Source organism: Streptococcus sp. IsoGale021 (genome assembly GCF_031142795.1).
Classification (GTDB): Bacteria; Bacillota; Bacilli; order Lactobacillales; family Streptococcaceae; genus Streptococcus; species Streptococcus hominis.
On the sequence record NZ_JAKZJH010000002.1, the window covers coordinates 258699 to 278935 of the forward strand.

Annotated in this window: 23 protein-coding genes and 1 pseudogene; 2 read left to right on the plus strand and 22 right to left on the minus strand. The window is 39.3% G+C overall.

Annotated elements, in window-relative coordinates:
- Positions 1-20 precede the first annotated feature (20 nt).
- The 18 genes and pseudogenes from RG565_RS02890 to RG565_RS02975 all read right to left on the minus strand — a co-directional run bounded on the left by RG565_RS02890 (position 21) and on the right by RG565_RS02975 (position 15419).
- A complete protein-coding gene (locus tag RG565_RS02890; RefSeq protein WP_247936679.1) occupies positions 21-728 on the minus strand; it encodes a glucosaminidase domain-containing protein in 708 nt (235 codons plus the stop codon).
- Between the two features lie 121 nt (positions 729-849).
- Positions 850-1437 carry a ribosome biogenesis GTP-binding protein YihA/YsxC gene (gene yihA / locus RG565_RS02895; protein WP_247936680.1) on the minus strand — a complete coding sequence of 196 codons (588 nt, stop codon included), beginning with the start codon at positions 1435-1437 and terminating at the stop codon, positions 850-852.
- A gap of 11 nt (positions 1438-1448) precedes the next feature.
- The gene (gene clpX / locus RG565_RS02900) at positions 1449-2681 is read right to left on the minus strand and encodes an ATP-dependent Clp protease ATP-binding subunit ClpX (protein ID WP_247936681.1); all 1233 of its coding nucleotides are present in this window, start codon (positions 2679-2681) and stop codon (positions 1449-1451) included.
- Positions 2682-2719: 38 nt separating this feature from the next.
- Complete coding sequence (locus RG565_RS02905; protein WP_195323165.1) at positions 2720-2893, minus strand: hypothetical protein; 174 nt, start codon at positions 2891-2893, stop codon at positions 2720-2722.
- The gene (locus tag RG565_RS02910) at positions 2893-3405 is read right to left on the minus strand and encodes a dihydrofolate reductase (protein ID WP_195323166.1); all 513 of its coding nucleotides are present in this window, start codon (positions 3403-3405) and stop codon (positions 2893-2895) included. Before RG565_RS02910 ends, RG565_RS02905 begins: the two co-directional genes overlap by 1 nt.
- A 184-nt stretch (positions 3406-3589) precedes the next feature.
- Entirely contained in the window at positions 3590-4429 is an 840-nt protein-coding gene (locus tag RG565_RS02915; RefSeq protein ID WP_247936682.1) for a thymidylate synthase, read from the minus strand.
- 85 nt (positions 4430-4514) lie between these two features.
- Positions 4515-5732 (minus strand): chloride channel protein, encoded by a 1218-nt coding sequence (locus tag RG565_RS02920; protein ID WP_049533339.1) that lies wholly within the window; start codon positions 5730-5732, stop codon positions 4515-4517.
- A gap of 16 nt (positions 5733-5748) precedes the next feature.
- On the minus strand, positions 5749-6012 hold the full coding sequence (locus tag RG565_RS02925; RefSeq protein ID WP_049533340.1) for a chorismate mutase: 264 nt from the start codon (positions 6010-6012) through the stop codon (positions 5749-5751).
- 444 nt (positions 6013-6456) lie between these two features.
- Positions 6457-7691: pseudogene (locus tag RG565_RS02930) on the minus strand (aminoacyltransferase).
- 305 nt (positions 7692-7996) lie between these two features.
- Positions 7997-8632 carry a Pr6Pr family membrane protein gene (locus tag RG565_RS02935; protein ID WP_151379916.1) on the minus strand — a complete coding sequence of 212 codons (636 nt, stop codon included), beginning with the start codon at positions 8630-8632 and terminating at the stop codon, positions 7997-7999.
- A gap of 8 nt (positions 8633-8640) precedes the next feature.
- The gene (locus RG565_RS02940) at positions 8641-8979 is read right to left on the minus strand and encodes a zinc ribbon domain-containing protein YjdM (protein WP_106083739.1); all 339 of its coding nucleotides are present in this window, start codon (positions 8977-8979) and stop codon (positions 8641-8643) included.
- Between the two features lie 324 nt (positions 8980-9303).
- Positions 9304-10098, minus strand: coding sequence for a pyrroline-5-carboxylate reductase (gene proC / locus RG565_RS02945; protein WP_247936683.1), 795 nt, complete (start codon positions 10096-10098; stop codon positions 9304-9306).
- Positions 10099-10102: 4 nt separating this feature from the next.
- Positions 10103-11365 (minus strand): glutamate-5-semialdehyde dehydrogenase, encoded by a 1263-nt coding sequence (locus RG565_RS02950; RefSeq protein ID WP_247936684.1) that lies wholly within the window; start codon positions 11363-11365, stop codon positions 10103-10105.
- A gap of 13 nt (positions 11366-11378) precedes the next feature.
- Entirely contained in the window at positions 11379-12488 is a 1110-nt protein-coding gene (gene proB, locus RG565_RS02955) for a glutamate 5-kinase (protein ID WP_247936685.1), read from the minus strand.
- An 86-nt stretch (positions 12489-12574) separates the two neighbouring features.
- Positions 12575-13471 carry an RluA family pseudouridine synthase gene (locus RG565_RS02960; protein ID WP_247936686.1) on the minus strand — a complete coding sequence of 299 codons (897 nt, stop codon included), beginning with the start codon at positions 13469-13471 and terminating at the stop codon, positions 12575-12577.
- On the minus strand, positions 13461-13922 hold the full coding sequence (gene lspA, locus RG565_RS02965; RefSeq protein ID WP_003027481.1) for a signal peptidase II: 462 nt from the start codon (positions 13920-13922) through the stop codon (positions 13461-13463). Before lspA ends, RG565_RS02960 begins: the two co-directional genes overlap by 11 nt.
- Complete coding sequence (locus tag RG565_RS02970; RefSeq protein WP_247936687.1) at positions 13919-14827, minus strand: LysR family transcriptional regulator; 909 nt, start codon at positions 14825-14827, stop codon at positions 13919-13921. The genes lspA and RG565_RS02970 overlap by 4 nt, the downstream gene beginning before the upstream one ends.
- A 151-nt stretch (positions 14828-14978) precedes the next feature.
- Positions 14979-15419, minus strand: a complete 441-nt coding sequence (locus RG565_RS02975; RefSeq protein WP_247936688.1) for a hypothetical protein — start codon at positions 15417-15419, stop codon at positions 14979-14981.
- Between the two features lie 172 nt (positions 15420-15591).
- Between RG565_RS02975 and RG565_RS02980 the strand changes: the two genes are divergently transcribed.
- Together RG565_RS02980 and RG565_RS02985 are read left to right on the plus strand one after the other, a co-directional pair.
- Positions 15592-15849 (plus strand): metal-sensitive transcriptional regulator, encoded by a 258-nt coding sequence (locus RG565_RS02980; RefSeq protein ID WP_247936689.1) that lies wholly within the window; start codon positions 15592-15594, stop codon positions 15847-15849.
- A gap of 534 nt (positions 15850-16383) precedes the next feature.
- Positions 16384-16872: a prolyl-tRNA synthetase associated domain-containing protein gene (locus RG565_RS02985; protein ID WP_247936690.1), complete on the plus strand. Its 489-nt coding sequence runs from the start codon at positions 16384-16386 to the stop codon at positions 16870-16872.
- A 135-nt stretch (positions 16873-17007) separates the two neighbouring features.
- On the opposite strand, the gene RG565_RS02990 is transcribed toward RG565_RS02985, so the two are convergent.
- The 4 genes from RG565_RS02990 to RG565_RS03005 form a co-directional block, all read right to left on the minus strand.
- Positions 17008-17304, minus strand: coding sequence for a rhodanese-like domain-containing protein (locus RG565_RS02990; RefSeq protein ID WP_247936691.1), 297 nt, complete (start codon positions 17302-17304; stop codon positions 17008-17010).
- Positions 17294-18949 carry an FAD-dependent oxidoreductase gene (locus tag RG565_RS02995; protein ID WP_247936692.1) on the minus strand — a complete coding sequence of 552 codons (1656 nt, stop codon included), beginning with the start codon at positions 18947-18949 and terminating at the stop codon, positions 17294-17296. Before RG565_RS02995 ends, RG565_RS02990 begins: the two co-directional genes overlap by 11 nt.
- Before the next feature lie 22 nt (positions 18950-18971).
- Entirely contained in the window at positions 18972-19277 is a 306-nt protein-coding gene (locus RG565_RS03000) for a rhodanese-like domain-containing protein (protein WP_247936693.1), read from the minus strand.
- Between the two features lie 191 nt (positions 19278-19468).
- Positions 19469-20237 (minus strand): LPXTG cell wall anchor domain-containing protein (locus RG565_RS03005; protein ID WP_308937444.1); only part of this gene is annotated, 769 nt, incomplete at its 5' end.

A 20237-nucleotide genomic window follows, 5' to 3' on the forward strand; every position in this document is an offset into this window, starting at 1 on the left:
AATTTCTTTCAAATAAAATATTATTGATGACGATTTGCCCAAGCAACATCCAAATCTAACACTTCTTGTGTTGTGTATTGTTGACGATAAGGATTGTAGACTTTGTTAGTCGTTGCAATATTGGTTGCTTGCACATTTGGTACATCGTATTGTGTCAAATTATACTGTTGAATCAAATTATTCAACTTAACATTATAGCTTGTATCCGTTGCATAGACACCTGTTAAAGCAGCAGTCGCATTCATATAGCTGGTCGTATTACTCTTCCAAGCATAAGTGTAGCGGCTATGTTTTAAAATCGCCACATAGTCTTGTAAAGATTCAAAATAACTTGGATAGGATCTAAATTCTGCATTGACATTATAAGTATTTCCTTGCCCGTCATCTTCTAGTGTAGCCATTGTGGCTGACTGACCAGCATACTGTCCTTTGATGCCAAATAAATTATGATGAGGAGCGGCTGATAAAGCAGAACGTCCAGAATTGCTTTCCAGAATGGCTTGTGCAATCATAACCGAAGCATACAAATCATTCTCTTGTCCTAATTGACGAGCCGTTTCACCAATTTGTGAAATGAACACCTCTGTTTGAGTTAACGGACGTTGGTAAGTCTCATCATTGGCACTAGCTGGGTGAACTTGCTTGGACAAAACTGCACTAACCAATAAAGCGGCGACCGCCAAAGCTAGAACTGTTAAAATTCTTTTTTTCAATTTTTTCTTTCTCATAGCTTATTCTCCAGTATAATATATTTTGATTATAACATAAAATTCCCAGCTCTTAGTTACAATTTGGTGACAGATTCATTATAAAAAACCGAGAAAATGATTCTCAGTTTTTCTTCAATTCCTAAATTTTTTCCAAAATCGCATCCCAAGCTGTATCTAAACCATCTTTATTAACAGATGAAAAAATAATAAAATCATCATTTTTATCAAAATCTAACTTTTTCTTAATGACTGATTCATGCTTGTTCCATTTGCCGCGTGGAACTTTGTCAGCTTTCGTGGCTACAACAATGACTGGTATTTCATAATATTTGAGAAATTCGTACATTTGTACATCGTCTGCACTTGGCTCATGCCGAAAATCCACTAGACTGACAACTGCTCTGAGATTTTCCCTGCTCGTCAGATATTCCTCGATCATCTTGCCCCACTTCGCTCGTTCTGTCTTAGAAACTTTAGCATAGCCATATCCTGGGACATCCACAAAACGAAGTTTGTCATCAATATTGAAGAAATTCAGCAATTGCGTTTTTCCTGGCTTGCCAGAAGTTCGAGCTAGATTTTTTCGATTTAACAATGTATTGATAAAGGAAGATTTTCCAACATTGGATCGTCCTGCAAGGGCAATTTCAGGAATCTCGTCTTGCGGATAATGAGATTTATTTGCTGCACTTAGCAAAATTTCTGCATTGTGTGTGTTAATTTCCATTGCACACCTCTTTATGCTGTTTCTAAAATCGGCTTATCCGTTCCGTCAACTGCTTCCTTAGTAATCCGTACCAGTTTCACATTTTCTTGACTTGGAACTTCAAACATGACATCCATCATAGTTTCCTCGATAATCGAACGTAATCCACGCGCACCTGTCTTGCGTTCAATGGCCTTGTTAGCGATTTCCTGAAGAGCATCATCATCAAACTCCAATTTGACATCATCATAAGAAAGAAGAGTCTGATATTGCTTCACTAAAGCATTCTTTGGTTCGCGAAGGATTCGCACCAAATCATCAACTGTTAAAGGCTCAAGCGCTGCAAACACAGACAAACGACCAATCAATTCAGGAATCAAGCCAAATTTTTGAATATCTTCAGAGATGATTTCTTGCATATAAGAACCAGCTTCATCAATGGCCTTGTTGTTTTGACCAAAACCGATAATTTTTTCGCCTAGCCGTTGTTTGACAATTTCTTCAATACCGTCAAATGCACCACCGACGATAAAGAGAATATTTTTCGTATCTACTTGAATCATCTCTTGTTGAGGATGCTTGCGGCCGCCTTGCGGAGGTACACTAGCTACAGTCCCTTCAATAATCTTGAGAAGCGCTTGCTGAACACCTTCACCAGACACATCACGAGTAATAGAGACATTCTCGCTTTTCTTCGCAATTTTGTCAATCTCATCTACATAGATGATACCACGTTCAGCACGCTCAATATTGAAATCTGCTGCTTGCAAGAGTTTCAAGAGAATATTCTCAACATCTTCTCCGACATACCCAGCTTCTGTCAAAGCTGTCGCATCTGCAATCGCAAAAGGAACATTCAGACTTCTTGCCAAGGTTTGAGCGAGGAAGGTCTTGCCAGAACCAGTTGGACCAATCATAAGGATATTGGATTTCTGCAATTCGACATCTTCCTCATCTTCACGATTATCATGAAAATTGATGCGTTTATAGTGATTGTAGACAGCCACAGCCAAAGCACGCTTAGCACGGTCTTGTCCAATCACATAGTGATTCAAAATATTGAGTAGTTCTTGTGGTTTTGGCACTTCTGACAAGTCTGCCAGCACTTCTTCTGCTAGTTCCTCTCTGATGATTTCTTGTGCTAATTCCACACATTCATTACAAATAAAGGCATTATTTCCTGCGATGATCTTTTGCACTTCTTCTTGGCTTTTACCACAAAAAGAACAATAAACCATCATTTCGTTCGTACGATTTGTAGGCATTTTTCACTCCAATTCTATTCGTTGTTTATTCTTTTTTCTCATTTAAATAAGGTCATATAAAAAGCATGAATACTATTCACCAAATTTGTAAAAGCATTCAGCCAAAAGAGCACTGACAATCCATACCGTTTTTTACGAAAAGCTTGCGTTGCCGCCATAACACAAACGATACATAAAAGAGCCGTAAAAAATCCGAAAATACTACGTTCCATTACGACTCCTTTCTCTGAAAGGTTGTGACAGTAAAGTCATACTCATTCTTTTCATCTTTGGCATGAAACTGATGAGACAACTCCTGAAATTTCGTCATATCAAAATCTTTCGGGAAATAAGTATCACCTTGTAAACGAGCATGAATACGGGTAATAACTAATTCATCTATTAAGGGCTCGAACGCAGAAAAAATCTGACCACCGCCGATAATATAAAGAGTTTTTTCCTGAGTCTCATACCATTTCATAACCGAGTCAACATCATGAAACACCAGAACTCGCTCATTCTCTGCCTGATAGGATTTGTCTCTCGTTAAAATAATCGTAGTACGATTGGGCAATACTCTGCGGTTCATCCCATCAAAAGTCACTCGCCCCATTAAAATAGCCTGCCCAGTTGTCATTTCTTTAAAATGCTTGAGATCAGCTGGTAAATGCCAGGGCAATGTGTTGTTTCGCCCAATCAAGCCATTCTCATCTTGCGCCCAAATAGCTACAATTTTCTTTGTCATTTCCTCATCCTTTGAATTGATATTTCTATTTTATCAAATTTCACAAAAAAAGGCTGACTTTAACTATCAAATCAACACTAATTTATATTGCACAAGAAATCCATTCTTTTATGATGTCTGGTGAAAATAGTTAGATACAGCCCTTTATTTTTTAGATTTTAAAAATCTGAAAATTACTTCATTCTCAAATCGCTAAATCAAATTTCAACTGCGGCTTAACAGGATCATAATCAACTAATTCAAAATATTCTGCTTTAATGTCAAAAAAGTTGGTTCCGTCTGGAACATTTAAAACCAAGCGTGGCGTACAGTTAGTTGGTTCACGTCGAAGTAATTCTTTAGCCTGTTCAAATTGATTATCATAAATGTGCAAATTATTGACAAAATAAAAGAATTTACCAACTTTCCAGCCAAAATGCTTAGCAATCATCATTTGCAATGCGACATACTGCATGGCATTGATGTGATGAGCTACTAGCATATCATTTGAGCGTTGTGTCAAAGTTGCATCCAGATAAATGTCACCGTCTACACGGCGTACATCAAACATGGTCTGAAAAGCACACGGTAGTAGACCTTCTGTTTCTTCAAATGCTTCATAATCCCAAAGCGAGATAATATTTCGTCGATTCCAAGGATTGATTTCTAGCTGTTTCAAGATTTTATTGATAATATCATGTTTCTTAACAACAGCGCCATAGCGCAAGCCAATCGTGCGAGTATCTCCTACTTCCCAATCATTCCAATAATGAACATTGTACTTTTCTTCTAAAATATCTAAGCTATTAGATTGGTCTTGGTAAATCCAGAGCACCTCTTTGATAGCTGACTTAATAGCAATCGGCCGAAGCGTTGTAATAGGAAATTCTCCCTTGCTCAAGTCGTATTCAGCAAAAGAACCTGTAATATACTTAGAGTTAGCCACTTTCCCGTTTTTATAACGAGGGCGTGCATTTTCAGAAAAAACACCTTCATCTAAAATTTTTCGAATATTTTCTTTAAAAATAGTATCTGCTTTTGTCATGATTTCCCTTTTCTAATATTGCTTTTTCTAGTATAACACAAAATAAAAATCTCCTACAAGTTAAAACCTCGCAGGAGAACATGCTTTAATATCGAATTTTTTGAGCTCCATAAATCGAATGCTGACGATGTAGAGAAAACGCCACCGCACACACTATGAAAAAATAGGGGAAATTAGTAAAGCCAAATACTTCACAGCCGATTAGAATAGGTCCTAAAAAAGTAGATGTTGCACTTCCAAAAACAGCAGCATAACCTAGTGCAGCAACCAAACCAACTGGAAGTCCAAATAAACCCGCTAGCAACACACCTAAGCTTGCACCAATTGCAAAAAGCGGTGTCACTTCTCCGCCTTGAAAGCCAGCAGCTAATGTCAAAACTGTCAGAAGTAATTTGAAGAGCCAATCATATACATAGACGGGCTGACCAGCAAAACTGGCTGCAATCAAATTTGTTCCAAGCCCTGAGTATCGTCCTTTATCCAACAGTAAAAAAACAATGCTCAAGACAACTCCCATCACCACAATCCGTTTGTAGGGATTTGGAAAAATAATTGCTGCTTTCTTTTTGCTCCATGAGAGAGCATAAGCAAATAAATTGCCGCAAAGTCCAAATAGAACTCCAAGAAACACTAATTTGATAAGAAGCGTCGGTGACAATACCAGATGCACAGAAATTGGTTGTACAAACTTTTCAAGCCCTAACGCATGCGATGTCCAAGAAGCAACAAAGGAAGCAATCATTGCAGGATACAGAGCCGTCAGTTGCATGGTTCCTACAACCAAGACTTCCATTGCAAACAAAATTGCCGCCAGCGGTGTTTGAAACAGTCCAGCAAAACCAGCAGCCATTCCTGCGACTAAAAAGATTTTTGAAGTGTTGGGGATAGAAAATTTCTTGCCAAACCGATGAGAAACTGTTGCTCCTAATTGTACTGCTACTCCTTCTCGACCAGCTGAGCCACCAAAAAGGTGCGTCATCCAAGTTGTCAATATAACCAAAGGAATTAAGCGCTTTGGGATATGTTCCTCTACACCATGTCCTACATCAAAAATCAAGGTCATCCCTTTGCTACTGCTTCCACCATACTTTTGATAAAGAAATACAATCCCTAATCCCGCAACAGCTAAAAAAGGAATCAAATAGAGTGGATACATAGAACGAATATCGCTTAAAAAGATAAGGGTTCGCCCAAATATCGCATCAATAATCCCAACTACTAGACCTATAAAAATGGATAACACTGTAATAGCCACTGTTCGCTTTCCAATATCAAGCCATTCTACGCTATCTACCTTTTTCATTTTATCGCCCTCATTATTAGACGTGTTGGTCTTGATAAGCACGCGAATGTTTCAAAATATCAGAAAAAGTCTGAACAATGCTTTCTTCGTACTGTTTTTCATGTACACTATTTGCAATTTTCTCTAAAATTACTTGTTCTCGCTGAGTGTCTAATACAGCTTTTCCAGTCTGACGTTTATAGAGAGCAACTTGACTCACCAAAGCCATTCTTTTCTCTAGTAAGGCAATCAAATCTGCATCTATTTGATCAATTTCTTTTCTAATTTCTACTAAATCCATAATTTCCTCCTAATTGCTTTCTATTTTAACAAAATTTTTCACAATATGCTAGTAATCGTCATGTTTTGAATCTCAAGTCCTAATTTTCTCAATTTTAGCAGAAAAATAACACTCAAATTGAGACAAGTTCAAATAAAGCCTATTCTTTCAACTCTAAAACGAAAAGTTAATGTGAGAGTCGTTTTTATACAGATAAAGATCTATTGGGATTACAAGTGCTATAACTTCATAGGAAAGTGTGGGGGCAAATTTGACACAAGATTGTTTCTTATGATGAATAATTGACTAAAATATAATAAAAAGTTGATGTAAAGCCAAAAAAACAGAAGTACACATTAGTAGAACTTCTGATTTTTAATTTGAGAACCTTTCTATATATAATATTCTCAGTTTGCATTTTTATGAAAGTGATGATGATAGAATTATGAGAATATATCTCAGGTTTTACCTATTTAAAATTTTTTTAATTATTTGAGTAGTTTTATGTTTAAACGGGGAAGGATAATATCTAAAAGTTCCCATTTGTCTAAGGATATAAGCATTGAAATTTTGTTTAAAACGAAGTACACTGTCAGAACCATCAAAATGACCAGTAATCCCCAAAAGGTTGTAACAGGGAATACCTCGCTTGATTGATTCTCGCATTACATAATCTTGCAAAAGAGCAGGTGCGTAGAATTTGTTAAATTCAGGATAGGATCCAGAAAAGAGATAGACCGTTTCTTGGGGAGTGTATATAAAAAGACTGCTAGCTAATATTGTACTTTCGTCTCCATGCTTTTTTAATAGTTAGTATGCTTCGTTTTTTCGTATTTCAAACGTTTCAAATTGACTAGATAGTTCTCGAATTTGATTCAGTTTTTTTCAGAGGAATGGTTGTTTTCTTCAAGATAATCTTGTAGTAATTTAATCTTTTTAGATAATTCATTCTGATTAATTTGTAAATGCTCCAGATAATTTTTGAAATTTATGCTCGCTATAATAAATTCTGCATTGCTTCCAAAGCTATCATAAAATTTTTCATAATAATCTAAAGTCTTATCATTATAGTTGCGACGTTCAGAAGTTGATGAAGTAATCTGCTTAAATTTATAAAGCTCATTACGTTTAAGTTTATGCAGTTCTATACCAAATGTTTTAGCCTTTTTTTACTAATGATTTTCCTTATTTAGTAAAAGATTTTAGTAATATTTCTTCTGTTAAGTCATTTAGGTCTTTTACAAAATGCCAATCACCTTCACCTCCAGGATAGTCCTTTTGTAAGCCATCAAATTGGTAATTCAGGTTGGTGAGCATAGATACAAGTTCCTTCTTTTCTGTACTAATAGGCTCACCTTTACTATTGAAGACTTGATAAATATCATAAGGTTTCACAACCAGCTCCATAGCGTTTAATTTTTTGCATATATTTTTAATTCTTCATAAAATTTAGGCAATAACTCATAATTAGTGACAACAGGTCCAGAGTTGATTTCTAGGTATAGACCACCTGCCATTTTTGTACTAAATAATAATGCTGATACTTGTAATTGATTGTTATCAAAGAAGCCAATGAACTCAACATTATACCCTCTTTTTTTCAATAGAATAGACATTTCTAAAGATTGGATAAAGGATTTTCTTCTCGCCTTTTGATAATGTTGTTTAAATATTTCTTTAGTAATTATTTCTAAAGGCATTGTTCTGTACTCCTTGAGCTTTTGTAGTTTAATAAACAAAGCTGGTGAAGCTACAGAATAAAATTATTTCTTATTTGAAAACGTTTTTATTTTGAACTATTTTATCACCTAGAATTTAACCCTGTCAAAATATTTGCTTTTAAATTTAAAAATTATGAAACTTTTCATTTACTAAAATCTTGTATTTATTATAAATATCATATTTTTAGCTTAGTTTCAAGCAATTTATTTTTCGGAAAGAAAAAAGTCTGAAGAAAATTATTCAAAAAGAATGGTTTTCTTCAAACAGAATCTATTTTCAAGTATTAAGAAGACAATTTCCTACGCGAGGATAGGGACATAACCCCATAAAATAAGAAACCTGCTAACAAATAGCCGATAAAAATTTTAAGTGACCATTGCAGTACATACGGCCAACCGTATTTTGGAATATTTAAGAAAAAATAAGCAAAAGGACTATCTTTTGCACCTGGAATAGACCATTTGATAATTAGGCCATTAAATAGAGCAAAAGCCAAATAAATCAAAGGCACACTCGTCCAAGCAATCGGGTCAAACCAACGATATTGTGAGCGTTTATCAAACAACAAGGTATCTGCTAAAAACCATAGTGGCACAATGTAATGACAAAGGAAATTTTCAAGTCGATAAAAATCAGTTGCGAGTGGTGCCAACATAAAATGATAAATGACGCATGTAATCATAATACACATGGTCACTCCGCCTTTTAGCCGAAACAGCGACTGCGTTTGCCAACGATGTTCAGAACGCGCCATTAGATAGAGCAAATAGGCCGTAAAAACTGTGACAATCATGTTAGATAAAACTGTGTAGTACATCAGCATTCCTAAGCCACCATGCTTTGTGATTTCAAGGTAAACTCCTGTAAATCCTAACATAAACAATACCATGCGGCTATAAAAAATCACATTTCGCTTCATCATCAACCTCAAATTTTCTTAACAAACTCTGATTTGAGTTTCATTGCACCAAAACCATCAATCTTGCAGTCAATATTGTGGTCTCCTTCTACAATCCGAATATTTTTCACGCGCGTCCCTTGTTTCAAATCCTTTGGAGCACCTTTGACCTTTAAATCTTTGATGAGAGTGACGGTATCTCCGTCCGCAAGCTGATTCCCATTTGCATCAATTGCTCTGATACGATCATCTTCTTCAACGACTTCTGCCGGATTCCATTCGTATGCACATTCAGGGCAAACTAACAGCAAACCGTCTTCGTAAACATATTCTGAGTTGCATTTTGGACAATTTGGTAATTGATTCATACTTCTCCTTCACTAACCTCTATATATCACACCTAGAATTTATCATGTTTTTCTATTTTACTATAAAATAAAAAATTTGACAAATGAGATAAAATGACTAATTTTTAAAAGACTTTTTGGCTCAATACTTAATGAAAATTACAAGATTTAACGACCTTCACTTCTATCTGCTAGTACCTTGAGCAATCAACTACCATGTTGTTGATTTATTGCGCCATACACTTTGAAGTTGGAGATTTTTACAAAGTATAAAGAATCATTTGATTTTCTCTTATAGATTTTTTTGATGTTATAAAATGCTTCAAGCATTGGAAACCATCTATGTCATTTGCCAAGTTCCTGAGTGCGTTTATAAGATGCAGCAACGGCTTTGATAATATTTCCTCTGAAAGCATCTGCTTCAAGACTTGCCACTCCTGCAATCGTTGAGCCTGCTGGGCTGCAAACCTGATCTTTGAGAACAGCAGGGTGTTGACCACTTTCTTTGGCTAATGCTGCTGCTCCTAAAAGGGTCTGATTTGCTAATTGCAGAGCTAAGTCTCGTGGTAAGCCAGCTTGCACCCCTGCATCAGCCAATGCTTCCAAAAAGAGATAAACAAACGCAGGACCACATCCAGCAACGGCAGTTGCCGCATCTAACTGCTGCTCCTTTAAATGAACCAGCAAACCGGCAGGATCCAATAGTTCACACAACAAGTCTTCATCCTGCTCTGTTGCTTTATCTGATACAGCATAGCTGATAACACCAGCACCAACTGCAACAGGCATATTGGGCATTATCCGGATCAACCGATGTTGTGTAGGAACAAGAGCTTCTAACTGCTGCAAGGTCAAGCCAGCAGCCATAGAAATGAGTAAAACAGAGCTGCGCTTTTCTAAAATAGCATGGTATTCTTGCAACAAATCCGCAAATTGATTGGGTTTCACACCCAAGAAGATCACATCTGCTTGCTCAAAGACGACTTCGTTCGTGACAGGTTCGCCCCCCACTTCATGCGCAATCCGCTTTGCTTTTTCTGGGCTTCGATTTGCGAGCAGGATTTGATGATTTTTTTGCCCAGCCACTACACGTGCTAAACTGCCACCCATATTTCCTAAGCCAATAAATCCAATTTTCATGTTTTTACTCCCTAATCTGTCCTGAACCTTGCACAACATATTTATAACTCGTTAATTCTTTTAAGCCCATCGGACCGCGTGCGTGTAATTTCTGAGTAGAAATCCCCATTTCACAGCCCAAACCAAATTCTCCACCGTCTGTGAAACGTGTGGAAGCATTGACATAGACTGCTGCACTATCAACCTGCTCTGTAAAAATCGCTGCGCTGGTAGCATTGTTGGTAATAATGGCATCTGAATGATGTGTGCTGTGTTGCTCAATATGTGTGATAGCTTCTTCCAAAGAATCCACTACCTTTACAGCCATGATGTAATCTGAAAATTCGCTATCAAAGTCGCTAGGCTCTGCTATTTCCCCTGAGATGAAAGAGTGAGCTGTTTCATCCAATCGAAGTTGAACAGGTACTACCCCACGCGCTTTACGAACAGTTACTAAGCGTTCTTCTAATGTTGGGAGAAACTGAGAAGCAATTTCTTTATGAACCAGACAAACTTCCATTGCATTGCAGACCGAAGGACGACTGGTTTTAGCGTTGTCAATGATATCTAGTGCCATTTCTTGATTGGCGTCCTTATCAACATAGATATGAACAATCCCCGTACCAGTCTCAATAACAGGAACGGTCGCATTTTCAACGACCGCTTGAATCAGCCCCGCACCCCCACGAGGAATTAGCAAGTCCAAATAGCCTTTTGCTTTCATCAAGATTTGAGCACTTTCACGACTGGTATCTGACACCAACTGCAAGCAATCATCTGAAATCGCGGTCTGACGAAGTGCCGCCTTTAGCGCGGAAACAATGGCAGCTGCTGTTTTATGCGCTTCTTTTCCGCTGCGAAGAACAACTGCATTTCCACTCTTAATGGCTAAAGCAGCTGCATCAGATGTCACATTTGGACGACTTTCATAGATAATTCCAATCACCCCAAGAGCTACCCGCTTCTTAATGATTTCTAGTCCATTTTCCAAATGAGAGACTTCTAAGATGTCTCCAACGGGATCTGGCAACGCAACCACTTGACGAATGCCAGTTGCCATGTCTTTGATGCGATTGACATCTAAATACAGACGATCCAACATGACATCTGAAATATGACCTTTTGCCGCTGTCATGTCTTCCGCATTGGCTGTCAAAATTGCGTCCGTAGCTGCTTCTAAATAATCAGCCATCAAAGATAGAGCTTTATTTTTCTCAGCTGTTGAAGCTGTGTTAATTGATTTTTTTGCTTGCTTGATTTTCTCTAGTAAGCCTTGTGTACTATTCATATCCTACTTCCTCTTAAAATTCTGACAATAATAATTCCAATTCAGGCGTTAGTGAAATCCAATGGTCTCGGTGAATTACCACTCCCTTTGGTTTATTGGCTTTCAGCATATCTTGCAAAGCTGACTGCCCAAAACGAACACGTCCTTTTCCTAAAATGCGCTCTGTGTCCTTTTCATAGACGGTCACAATATCATCATAAGAAAAGTGTCCTGACATTTTTGAAATTCCTGAAACAAGTAAGCTCTTGCCTTGCTCACTCAATGCTGTGCTTGCTCCTCTATCCACCCAGATAGAGCCTTGACTGGTAGCGTAAAAAGCCAACCATTGTTTTTGCGTTTTCATATTTTTGGCTGAAGCAGTAAAAAATGTGCCATTTCCCTGATTTTCTGCGGCTTCGATGAGGGGTTGCTCTTTCAAAGAAGAGCAAATGTAAACAGGAACCCCTGCCATAGTGGCAATCGTTGCTGCTTTCAGCTTGGTCAGCATACCACCTGTTCCATTAGAAGAGCCTGCTCCACCTGCCATTTCAAGCAACTCCGTCGTAATCTCCTCTACCAAATCAAGGCGCTTGGCATCAGGATGATTGACTGGATTTGCCGTATAAAGCCCGTCAACATCCGTTAATAAAACTAACAAATCTGCTTGCACCATAGACGCAACCTGAGCGCTCAATGTATCATTGTCACCGACTTTCAACTCAGCAATGGAAACCGTATCATTTTCATTGATAATCGGAATGGCTCCTCGGTTAAGTAAGACAGAAATCGCCTGATGTGCATTTTTATAGCGCCGTTTATCTGCAAAATCATCTTGTGTTAATAAAATCTGAGCCGAGACAATCTTTTTCAATAGCAGATTCGTCGTGTATTCTTCTAACAGCAAGCCCTGACCTACCGCTGCGGACGCTTGCTTGTCTGCAATTTTTGTCGGGCGTTTCTTAAAGCCCAGAGATGAGAAACCTGCCGCTATTGCTCCTGATGAGACTAAAATCACCTCGTGCCCTGCTTCATGTAGCATGGCTAACTGCTGGGTAATCACTCTCACTTTCGCTCTCGATAAACTTCCATCCTCATTTGTTAAAGAACTGGTACCGACTTTACATACAATTCGTTTATACTTCATAACCCTCTCCAAAGCTGATATATTGCATTATTATACCAAAATTTCGAGCAAAATAAAAAAGAAATGAAGCAGAAAGAGATATTCTCTCACTCCATTCCTTTTCTCAATTTCTCTAGTGTTTCTTGGAAAATAGCTGGCGCTTCTGCTGTAAATTCCATGACTTCTCCCGTCTTAGGATGAGTAAATCCAAGCGTTCTGGCATGTAAAAATTGACCGTGCCCTTTTAGCGTTTTCCGTGGTCCGTACACTTCGTCACCCGCTACTGGGTGACCAATATAAGCCATGTGCACACGGATTTGATGCGTACGCCCTGTTTCCAGCTGCAATTCTACCAGCGTATAATTGCCAAAACGTTCTAAAACATGGAAACGTGTAACAGCTGGCTTTCCTTTTGCCGTTACAGCTTGTTTTTTTCTATCTTTTTCACTGCGTCCAATCGGTGCTTCAATAACACCTCTGTCATTCGGCAGATTACCATGTACAATCGCCCAATACTTCCGCAGGGATTTTTTATCTTTTAATTCCTCAGCGAGCTTGATATGCGCATCATCGTTCTTGGCAATCATCAACAATCCTGATGTATCTTTGTCAATCCGATGGACAATTCCAGGGCGCAAAACACCATTGATACCGGACAAATCCTTGATATGGTACATCAGCGCATTGACCAGTGTTCCACTCGTATGCCCTGCACTGGGATGTACCACCATACCTTGAGCCTTGTTCACCACTGCAACATCTTCATCCTGATAAACAATATCTAGCGGCAGATTTTCTGCAACATATTCTAGTGCTTCTGGTTCGGGCAATTCATAAGTAATCACGTCGCCTGCCCTAACAGCATATTTTGCTTTCTTGACTTGCCCATTGACTAAGATTTGTCCATTTTTGATTTGCTCATTGGCATGACTGCGGGATAATGGTGTCAAATCAGCAACCGCCTTGTCCAACCGTACACCGCCAATCTCTACTTTAACTTGCATTGTCCTCTTCCTTTAACATCATCACTATCAGTACAAGCACGCCAATCGTCAGATAACTATCCGCAACATTAAAAATTGCAAAATTGATAAAATCAAGCTGAAACATATCCACGACAAAGCCTTGGCGCATACGGTCAATAAAATTACCAATTCCCCCTGCAATAATCAAGCTCAAACCAGACAACAGCCAGGCAGAACCTTTAATGTGTTTGCTCAAATACCAAATAGCAGCTCCAATCACCACTAAAGTAATTACCGCAAACAACCATTGCTGGTTTTCCAGAATTGAAAATGCCGCTCCTGTATTTCGCAAATAAGTCAAACTCAAAATCTTTGGAATGAAGGGCTTTACTTCGCCTAATTGAATGTTTTTGACAATTTCAAACTTGACCCATTGATCCAGCGCAATCAAGGCTACAATCACAATTGGCACCATCACTTTTCGTTTCATTTTTTACCTCTTTTTGCAAAATATTCTTCCATCACAGCAACAAAAGCTACACCGACCGGCGAAAGCTCTACTTCTTCGCGTTTGACATAAACCATACGGTTTTCCAAATTGTCTTTTAGCCGAATCACCGTAATGCCGTTTACGCTATTGCTATCCAAAAATCCAGATCCTGTCGCATAAGCATCTGTCCGCTCCAAAATGCCATTTAATGTAGCACGGTCCGTCACATTAAACATCTGCGAACTGGCACTGGTGTCCACGAAATTCTCTGAATAATAGAGATACTCGTCTTTTTCCTGTGTAAAACGAACCGTCGGCAAATCTGCCAAATCGTCCATAATCAGCTCATCTTTCTCTGCTAAAGGGTGGTCTACCCGCAGATAAATGTGTGTCTGAAAAGGAATCAAATCTACCACTTCCAGCCCCAATTTATCAATCCGCTGCATCATTCCTTTAGTATTTTGATTGTTCAGATAGATAATGCCAATCTCACTGTGCCCCTGCGCCACTTCATCTAAAATCTGCACCGTAGTAGATTCAAAAATTCGGAAATTCTTATCTTTCGGATAGCGTTTGGCAAATTCCGTTATCAGAGGTGGTAAGAAATCATAGTGCTGGCTAGCAATGGAAAATTCTGCCTTTTCTTCCTCTGGATTGGTGTATTGATTTTGAAATACATCAAATCCCTTGACCAATTCTTGGGCTTTTTCGTAAAATTCCATCCCTCGACGTGTCAGAAATGTACCGCTACTCGTTCTGCGAAATACTTTAAAACCCAGTTCTTTTTCTAATTCTCGAACCGCAATGGATAAACTAGGCTGGCTGACATACATTTTCTCAGCGGCTTCACGAAAGGTGCCACTATTGGCAATGGCTACAACATAGCGCAGTTGTTGAATATTCATCCTTTTATCCTCTTTCAAGTGTTTTATCATTATACCATAAATCAAGGCATAACTAAACCGTCATACACCCATGAAATCCAGTCGTCGCTTCTTTCATATCTTCCTAATAAAGCAGATAAAACAAGTTGTTTTTGGCTGCTACAAGCGACATTCAAGTTCTTTCATTCATGTAGTGGCTTATCTCATCAGCCGTCAATTTTCGCACTTCTGTATTGGGATACTCTTTGTATTCATGAACAGTAAAAACAGGTGCCAGCAATGGGCATGTTTTATCCTTATTCTTTTTTAAAAATACTTGTAAATCTTCTTTTGCTGCAAATATTTTATAAGACAGCCTTCCCTTGCTATTTTTTATTTCATAAATACCGCATGGCTTTTTCATCGTATAATCAGCAGTTCGCAAGTATAGTTTTGCGATTTCTAGTGTTTTAAACGGAAAATACCATCTTTGCAATCCTCTCTTTGGGTCTTTTTCAATGCAGATACACCGCCCACATGTTCCGCAAATATACTGCCTGTGGTGTTGCAAACAATCCAAAGGATTCAGTAAAGGCGTTCTTCTACTTTCCCTAGAATAACATTCTTGACACATGTTTCCCTCCTGTTACTGACCGACATAGACGGCTTCTATCATGGTGAACATCCAAGTTTGACACAAACCATTCACATCATACCCCCTCATTATATCATAAAGAAAGAGCGAGAACTTTGACAAAGAGGTCTATTCAAGATATAATGTAAAAAAATAAACTGAGGACAAGGACATGGCAAATTCAAAGCTTATTACGCGGCTGAAACGCTCCGAAGGACAATTACGTGGCATTCAAAAAATGATAGAAGATGAGCGCGACTGTGCGGACATTATCACCCAATTAACCGCTGTTCGCTCTAGTGTCGAGCGGGTCATTGAGTTGATGATTACTGAAAATCTCACTGAATGTCTCAATCACCCTTTGGACGACCCCAAAGCACAAAAAGAGCGACTGGAAAAAGCCGTCCAATACCTTATCAAACGAAAATAACCTCAGCAGGCGACGAAAACTGCTGAGGTTTGTTTATTTACGGTACACAATATAAGGGATGATTCTAACTATCACTTTTTTAGAAAAATAGAACTGCACAATGGGCAAAAGTAGTTCTTAAAGGAGTGTGTCCGCCCGGCGGACGAAATGAACTACTTTCAGGGCAAGCCGTCAGCCCGGCGGACAGAGTGAACCTATTTCTAGGCAAGCAGTCAGCTCGGCGGACAGAGCAAACTTGTTTCTAGGCAAGCCGTCAACCCGGCGGATAAAGCGAACTTATTTCTAGGCAAGCCGTCCGCTCGGCGGATGAAGTGAACTTGTTTCTGGGCAAGCCGTCAGCCCGGCGGACAAAGCACACTTGTTTCTGGGCAAACCGTCCGCCCGGCGGACAGAGTGAATCGCTTTTAAGACAGACTAGCGACCCGGTCGACGGAATGGACTGCTTTTAGGGGCAGGTTGCCAACCATTGAAAAAAAAGTCCTCCTCAATATGGTATAATAAGAGTAATAAAACAAATCAAAGGAGGCAAGTAAAATGGACTTATACACAAAAGTAGAAGAAACCTTAAACAAGTTAAACATTCCATTTGAAATCGTGGAGCACGAACCAGCACTTACGACCGAGCAAGCAGACAGCTTTATCGAAGGCATTGAAGGTGTCCGCACCAAAACGATGTTTCTCACTAACAAGAAGAAAACCGCCTACTACTTGCTCATCATGGACGACAAAAGGCGCTTGGACATGGACTTGTTTAAAGAACTGGTAAAAGCCAATAGAATCCGCATAGCATCCTCTGACAGTCTATTTGAAAAAATGATGTTGCCAGCAGGCGTCGTCTCTCCATTTGGATTGTTAAACAATGCCGATAAAGACATTCAAGTCTATTTTGACAAAGAAATCATGTCAGAAAAACGAATGAGTTTTCATCCCAATACCAATGAGAAAACACTCTTTTTAAACACGACAGACCTACTCAAATTCCTAGAAGCTATTGGTTATGAGCCACATATTATTGAGTTATAGGTTAGGCAAAAACTCAATTTCTAATCAAAATGAAGTATGAATAACAAAAAAGCTTAAAATCATTGTTTTTGATAACTTGATTTTAAGCTTTTTACTATTTTTGGAAGGTTTTTATTCAGTTTCTTTTCTCTTTCCTTATTCCACCTCGCCATGCCAGAAATTCATGCCCCCAGCTACATTGGTTACATCAAATCCTTGCGCACTTAAAAACTGACACGCAGCCGCAGAACGTGCACCAGATTGGCAGATGACATAGTATTTCTCCTGCTGGCTGAGTTGCTTGTAGCCTGCCTCCAAACTACTCAAAGGCAGGTTTTGTGCTGTCGGAACGTGCCCTGACACGAACTCATAAACCTCTCGCACATCAATAATGGACAGCTTTTCTGCTTGGTATTTCTTATAAAATTCAGACATAGTGATACTAATTTCCATATTCTACTCCCTCTGGTTTTACCATTTTGTACAAGGCAAAGGCGCCGTCTAGGTTCTTAACAGAAAATCCTGCTTGTTTAAGAATGCGCTCAGCAATATAGCTGCGAAGTCCGCTATGACAGCTCACGATGTAGTCCTGCGACTTGTCTAGCTCTCCTAAACGCTCACGCAGCTCATTCAATGGAATGTGAACTGTATCTACTTTCAGATGACCTTGCTGAAACTCACTGGTTGTCCGCACGTCTAGGAACTTCTTACCAGTAGCTAGTTCATCTTCCAATTCATACCACTGGATATTGTCGCTCAAACCTTCTACCAAGTTTAAGGCTGCATATCCCAGCATATTGACCGGATCTTTAGCAGAGCCAAACGGTGGCGCATAGGTAAATTCCAACTCTGGCAAATCAAAAATCGTTAGATTGCCTTTGATAGCCGTTGCCAAAATATCAATCCGCTTATCAACGCCCTTTTTCCCAACGCCTTGCGCACCATAAATTTTGCCACTCGTCGGCTCAAAGAGGAGCTTCAAGGTCACATCAGTCGCACCCGGATAGTAACCAGCATGATCCTTCCCACTAACATGAATGACTTGATAAGGCAGACCATTCATACGAAGAATGCGCTCGCTCAAGCCAGTTGACGCTGCCGTCATGTCAAAAGCCCGAACGATAGCTGTACCAATGCTGCCTTTATTCTTTCGAGCTACTCCAGCAATTACATCCGCAACTTGGCGACCTTGACGATTAGCAGGCGAAGCCAATGAAATCAGTGCATCTTCTCCTGTAACTTCTTGCTTGACAACAATCGCATCGCCGACTGCATAAATATCAGGTTGACTGGTTTCATAACGCTCATTGACTAAGATACCGCCACGCAATCCCAGCTCAATACCTGCTACCTGTGCCAAAGCATTCTCCGGTTGCACCCCGACAGACAGAATGGTCACATCAGAAGCAATCTTTTGCCCATTTTCCAGCACAATGACCTTTCCCTTGTCCTCAAACCGCGTAGCAGACTGAGAAGTAATTACTTGAATACCGTTTTTCAACAATTCAGCCTGAACAAAAGCAGCCATTTCTTCATCAAGCGGTGGCAAAACATGCGGTGCTTTCTCAACAATTGTCACATTCAAACCACGCTTACGAAGATTTTCTGCCATTTCAAGCCCAATGAATCCAGCCCCAATCACCACAGCTTCTTTTGGTTCTTTCTCCAAAGCCAACATAATCTCATCTAGGTCAGGAACATTACGTAAAGTATAGGTATTTTCAGCTGTTTCCAAACCTTCAATTGGAGGCACAAAAGGTTTTGCCCCCGGAGATAAAATCAACTTATCATAACTCTCTGTAAATTCCTTTCCGTCATGTCGAACCGTCACCATATGTTGATCTGGTGAGATAGCAGTCACTTCATGGAAAGGTCGCACATCTAAACGAAAGCGTGCCTTTAAACTCTCAGGCGTTTGCACTAACAAATCTTCCCGATTAGCAATTTCTCCAGAAACATAGTAAGGCAGACCACAGTTCGCAAAGGAAACGAATGGTCCCTTTTCAAAAATAATAATCTCAGAGTCTTCTTTTAGCCGTCTTAAACGCGTCGCTGCAGACATTCCACCTGCAACTCCACCAACAATGATAATTTTCATTCAACTTCCTCCTTTATCACTTTTAAACAACTTTTCCGGTCCAAGCACTCATACCGCCTTGAACATTGACAACATCATAGCCTTTTTTCTTTAGCTTTTTGGCTGCCATTTTGCTCCGCACACCGGAATGGCAAATGACATACAGTGTTTCATTTGTTGCTGGCGTGTATCTTGCGATTTCATTGAGTGGGACATTCTTTGCGCCTTTGATATGACCACGCCGATATTCAGACGGTGTTCGTACATCTAGCAGTCGAATCTTCTCTTTTAATTTTTGTTCCAATTCACTTGTAGAAATACTATCTATTTTCGTAAATAAGTAAAACATAAGCACCTCCATTTATACCCTTATGGGGTATATTAAACCATGAAGCCTTTCTTTTGTCAAGAATCTTGTTTCAATATTTTTATAAAAAAAGAGGCCCCACAAATCAACCACATTAGGTTGCTTGTGAAGCTTATCCTTTCTATCGAATGATTCAACCTTTAGATCACTTTTATATGTTTACAAAAGATTCATCAATCTTCTTTTTTTCGACGACCAATATAACCGAAAGCTGATAAAAGTAAACTTACGCCCGTCAGAGTTGCAAGCGTTGAACCAACTTGAGAATCACCTGTGCTTGGCAAGATTTCTGTTTTCGTTGGAGTTGCTTTTGTAGGAGTCGTTGGTACAACTGTCGGAGTAGTTTGCTTGTCCGGCGGTGACGGAACTACTGGAGGAGTTGGTTTATCTGGAGTTACTGGGATCGCAGTATAATAAACATCCTTAACCATATCCTCTTGAGTGACTGTTTCTGCCGAAACAGTTGCCACATCTACTGTGTAGCCTGGAATGACTGGAGATGGGACAGCGTCATAGGTTGCCTTGTCAGCTACCCAATCCGTAGTCTTCACAACATCTCCCGTTACCTTATCTTTCGTCACCGTCCGTGTCCAAGTTGCTGTTTGCACATTATCGGCTGGCGTCTGGCTACCTGCTCCATGATAACGAACCGTCAAGCTCACTTTCTTGCTTTCTTGAGTTTCTGCTGTGCCATGTTTCAAGTGAACCGTCACGTTTTGATCATGACCGCTATCAAGGTCGAACTTAGCTGGTAATTCGTCTTTAGAAACCAATTCATAGCCTTTAGCTTGATAAGCTGCAACCATTTGATCGTACTTCGTTTGTGCGTCAGTTGGTAGGTTTGTACCTGAATGACCTGTCGTCAATTCTACTTGGTTTTCTAAAGTCGTACCGGTTGTGTCATCAATAACCGTATAAGTCACTTTTTGTTTATTTAACCCA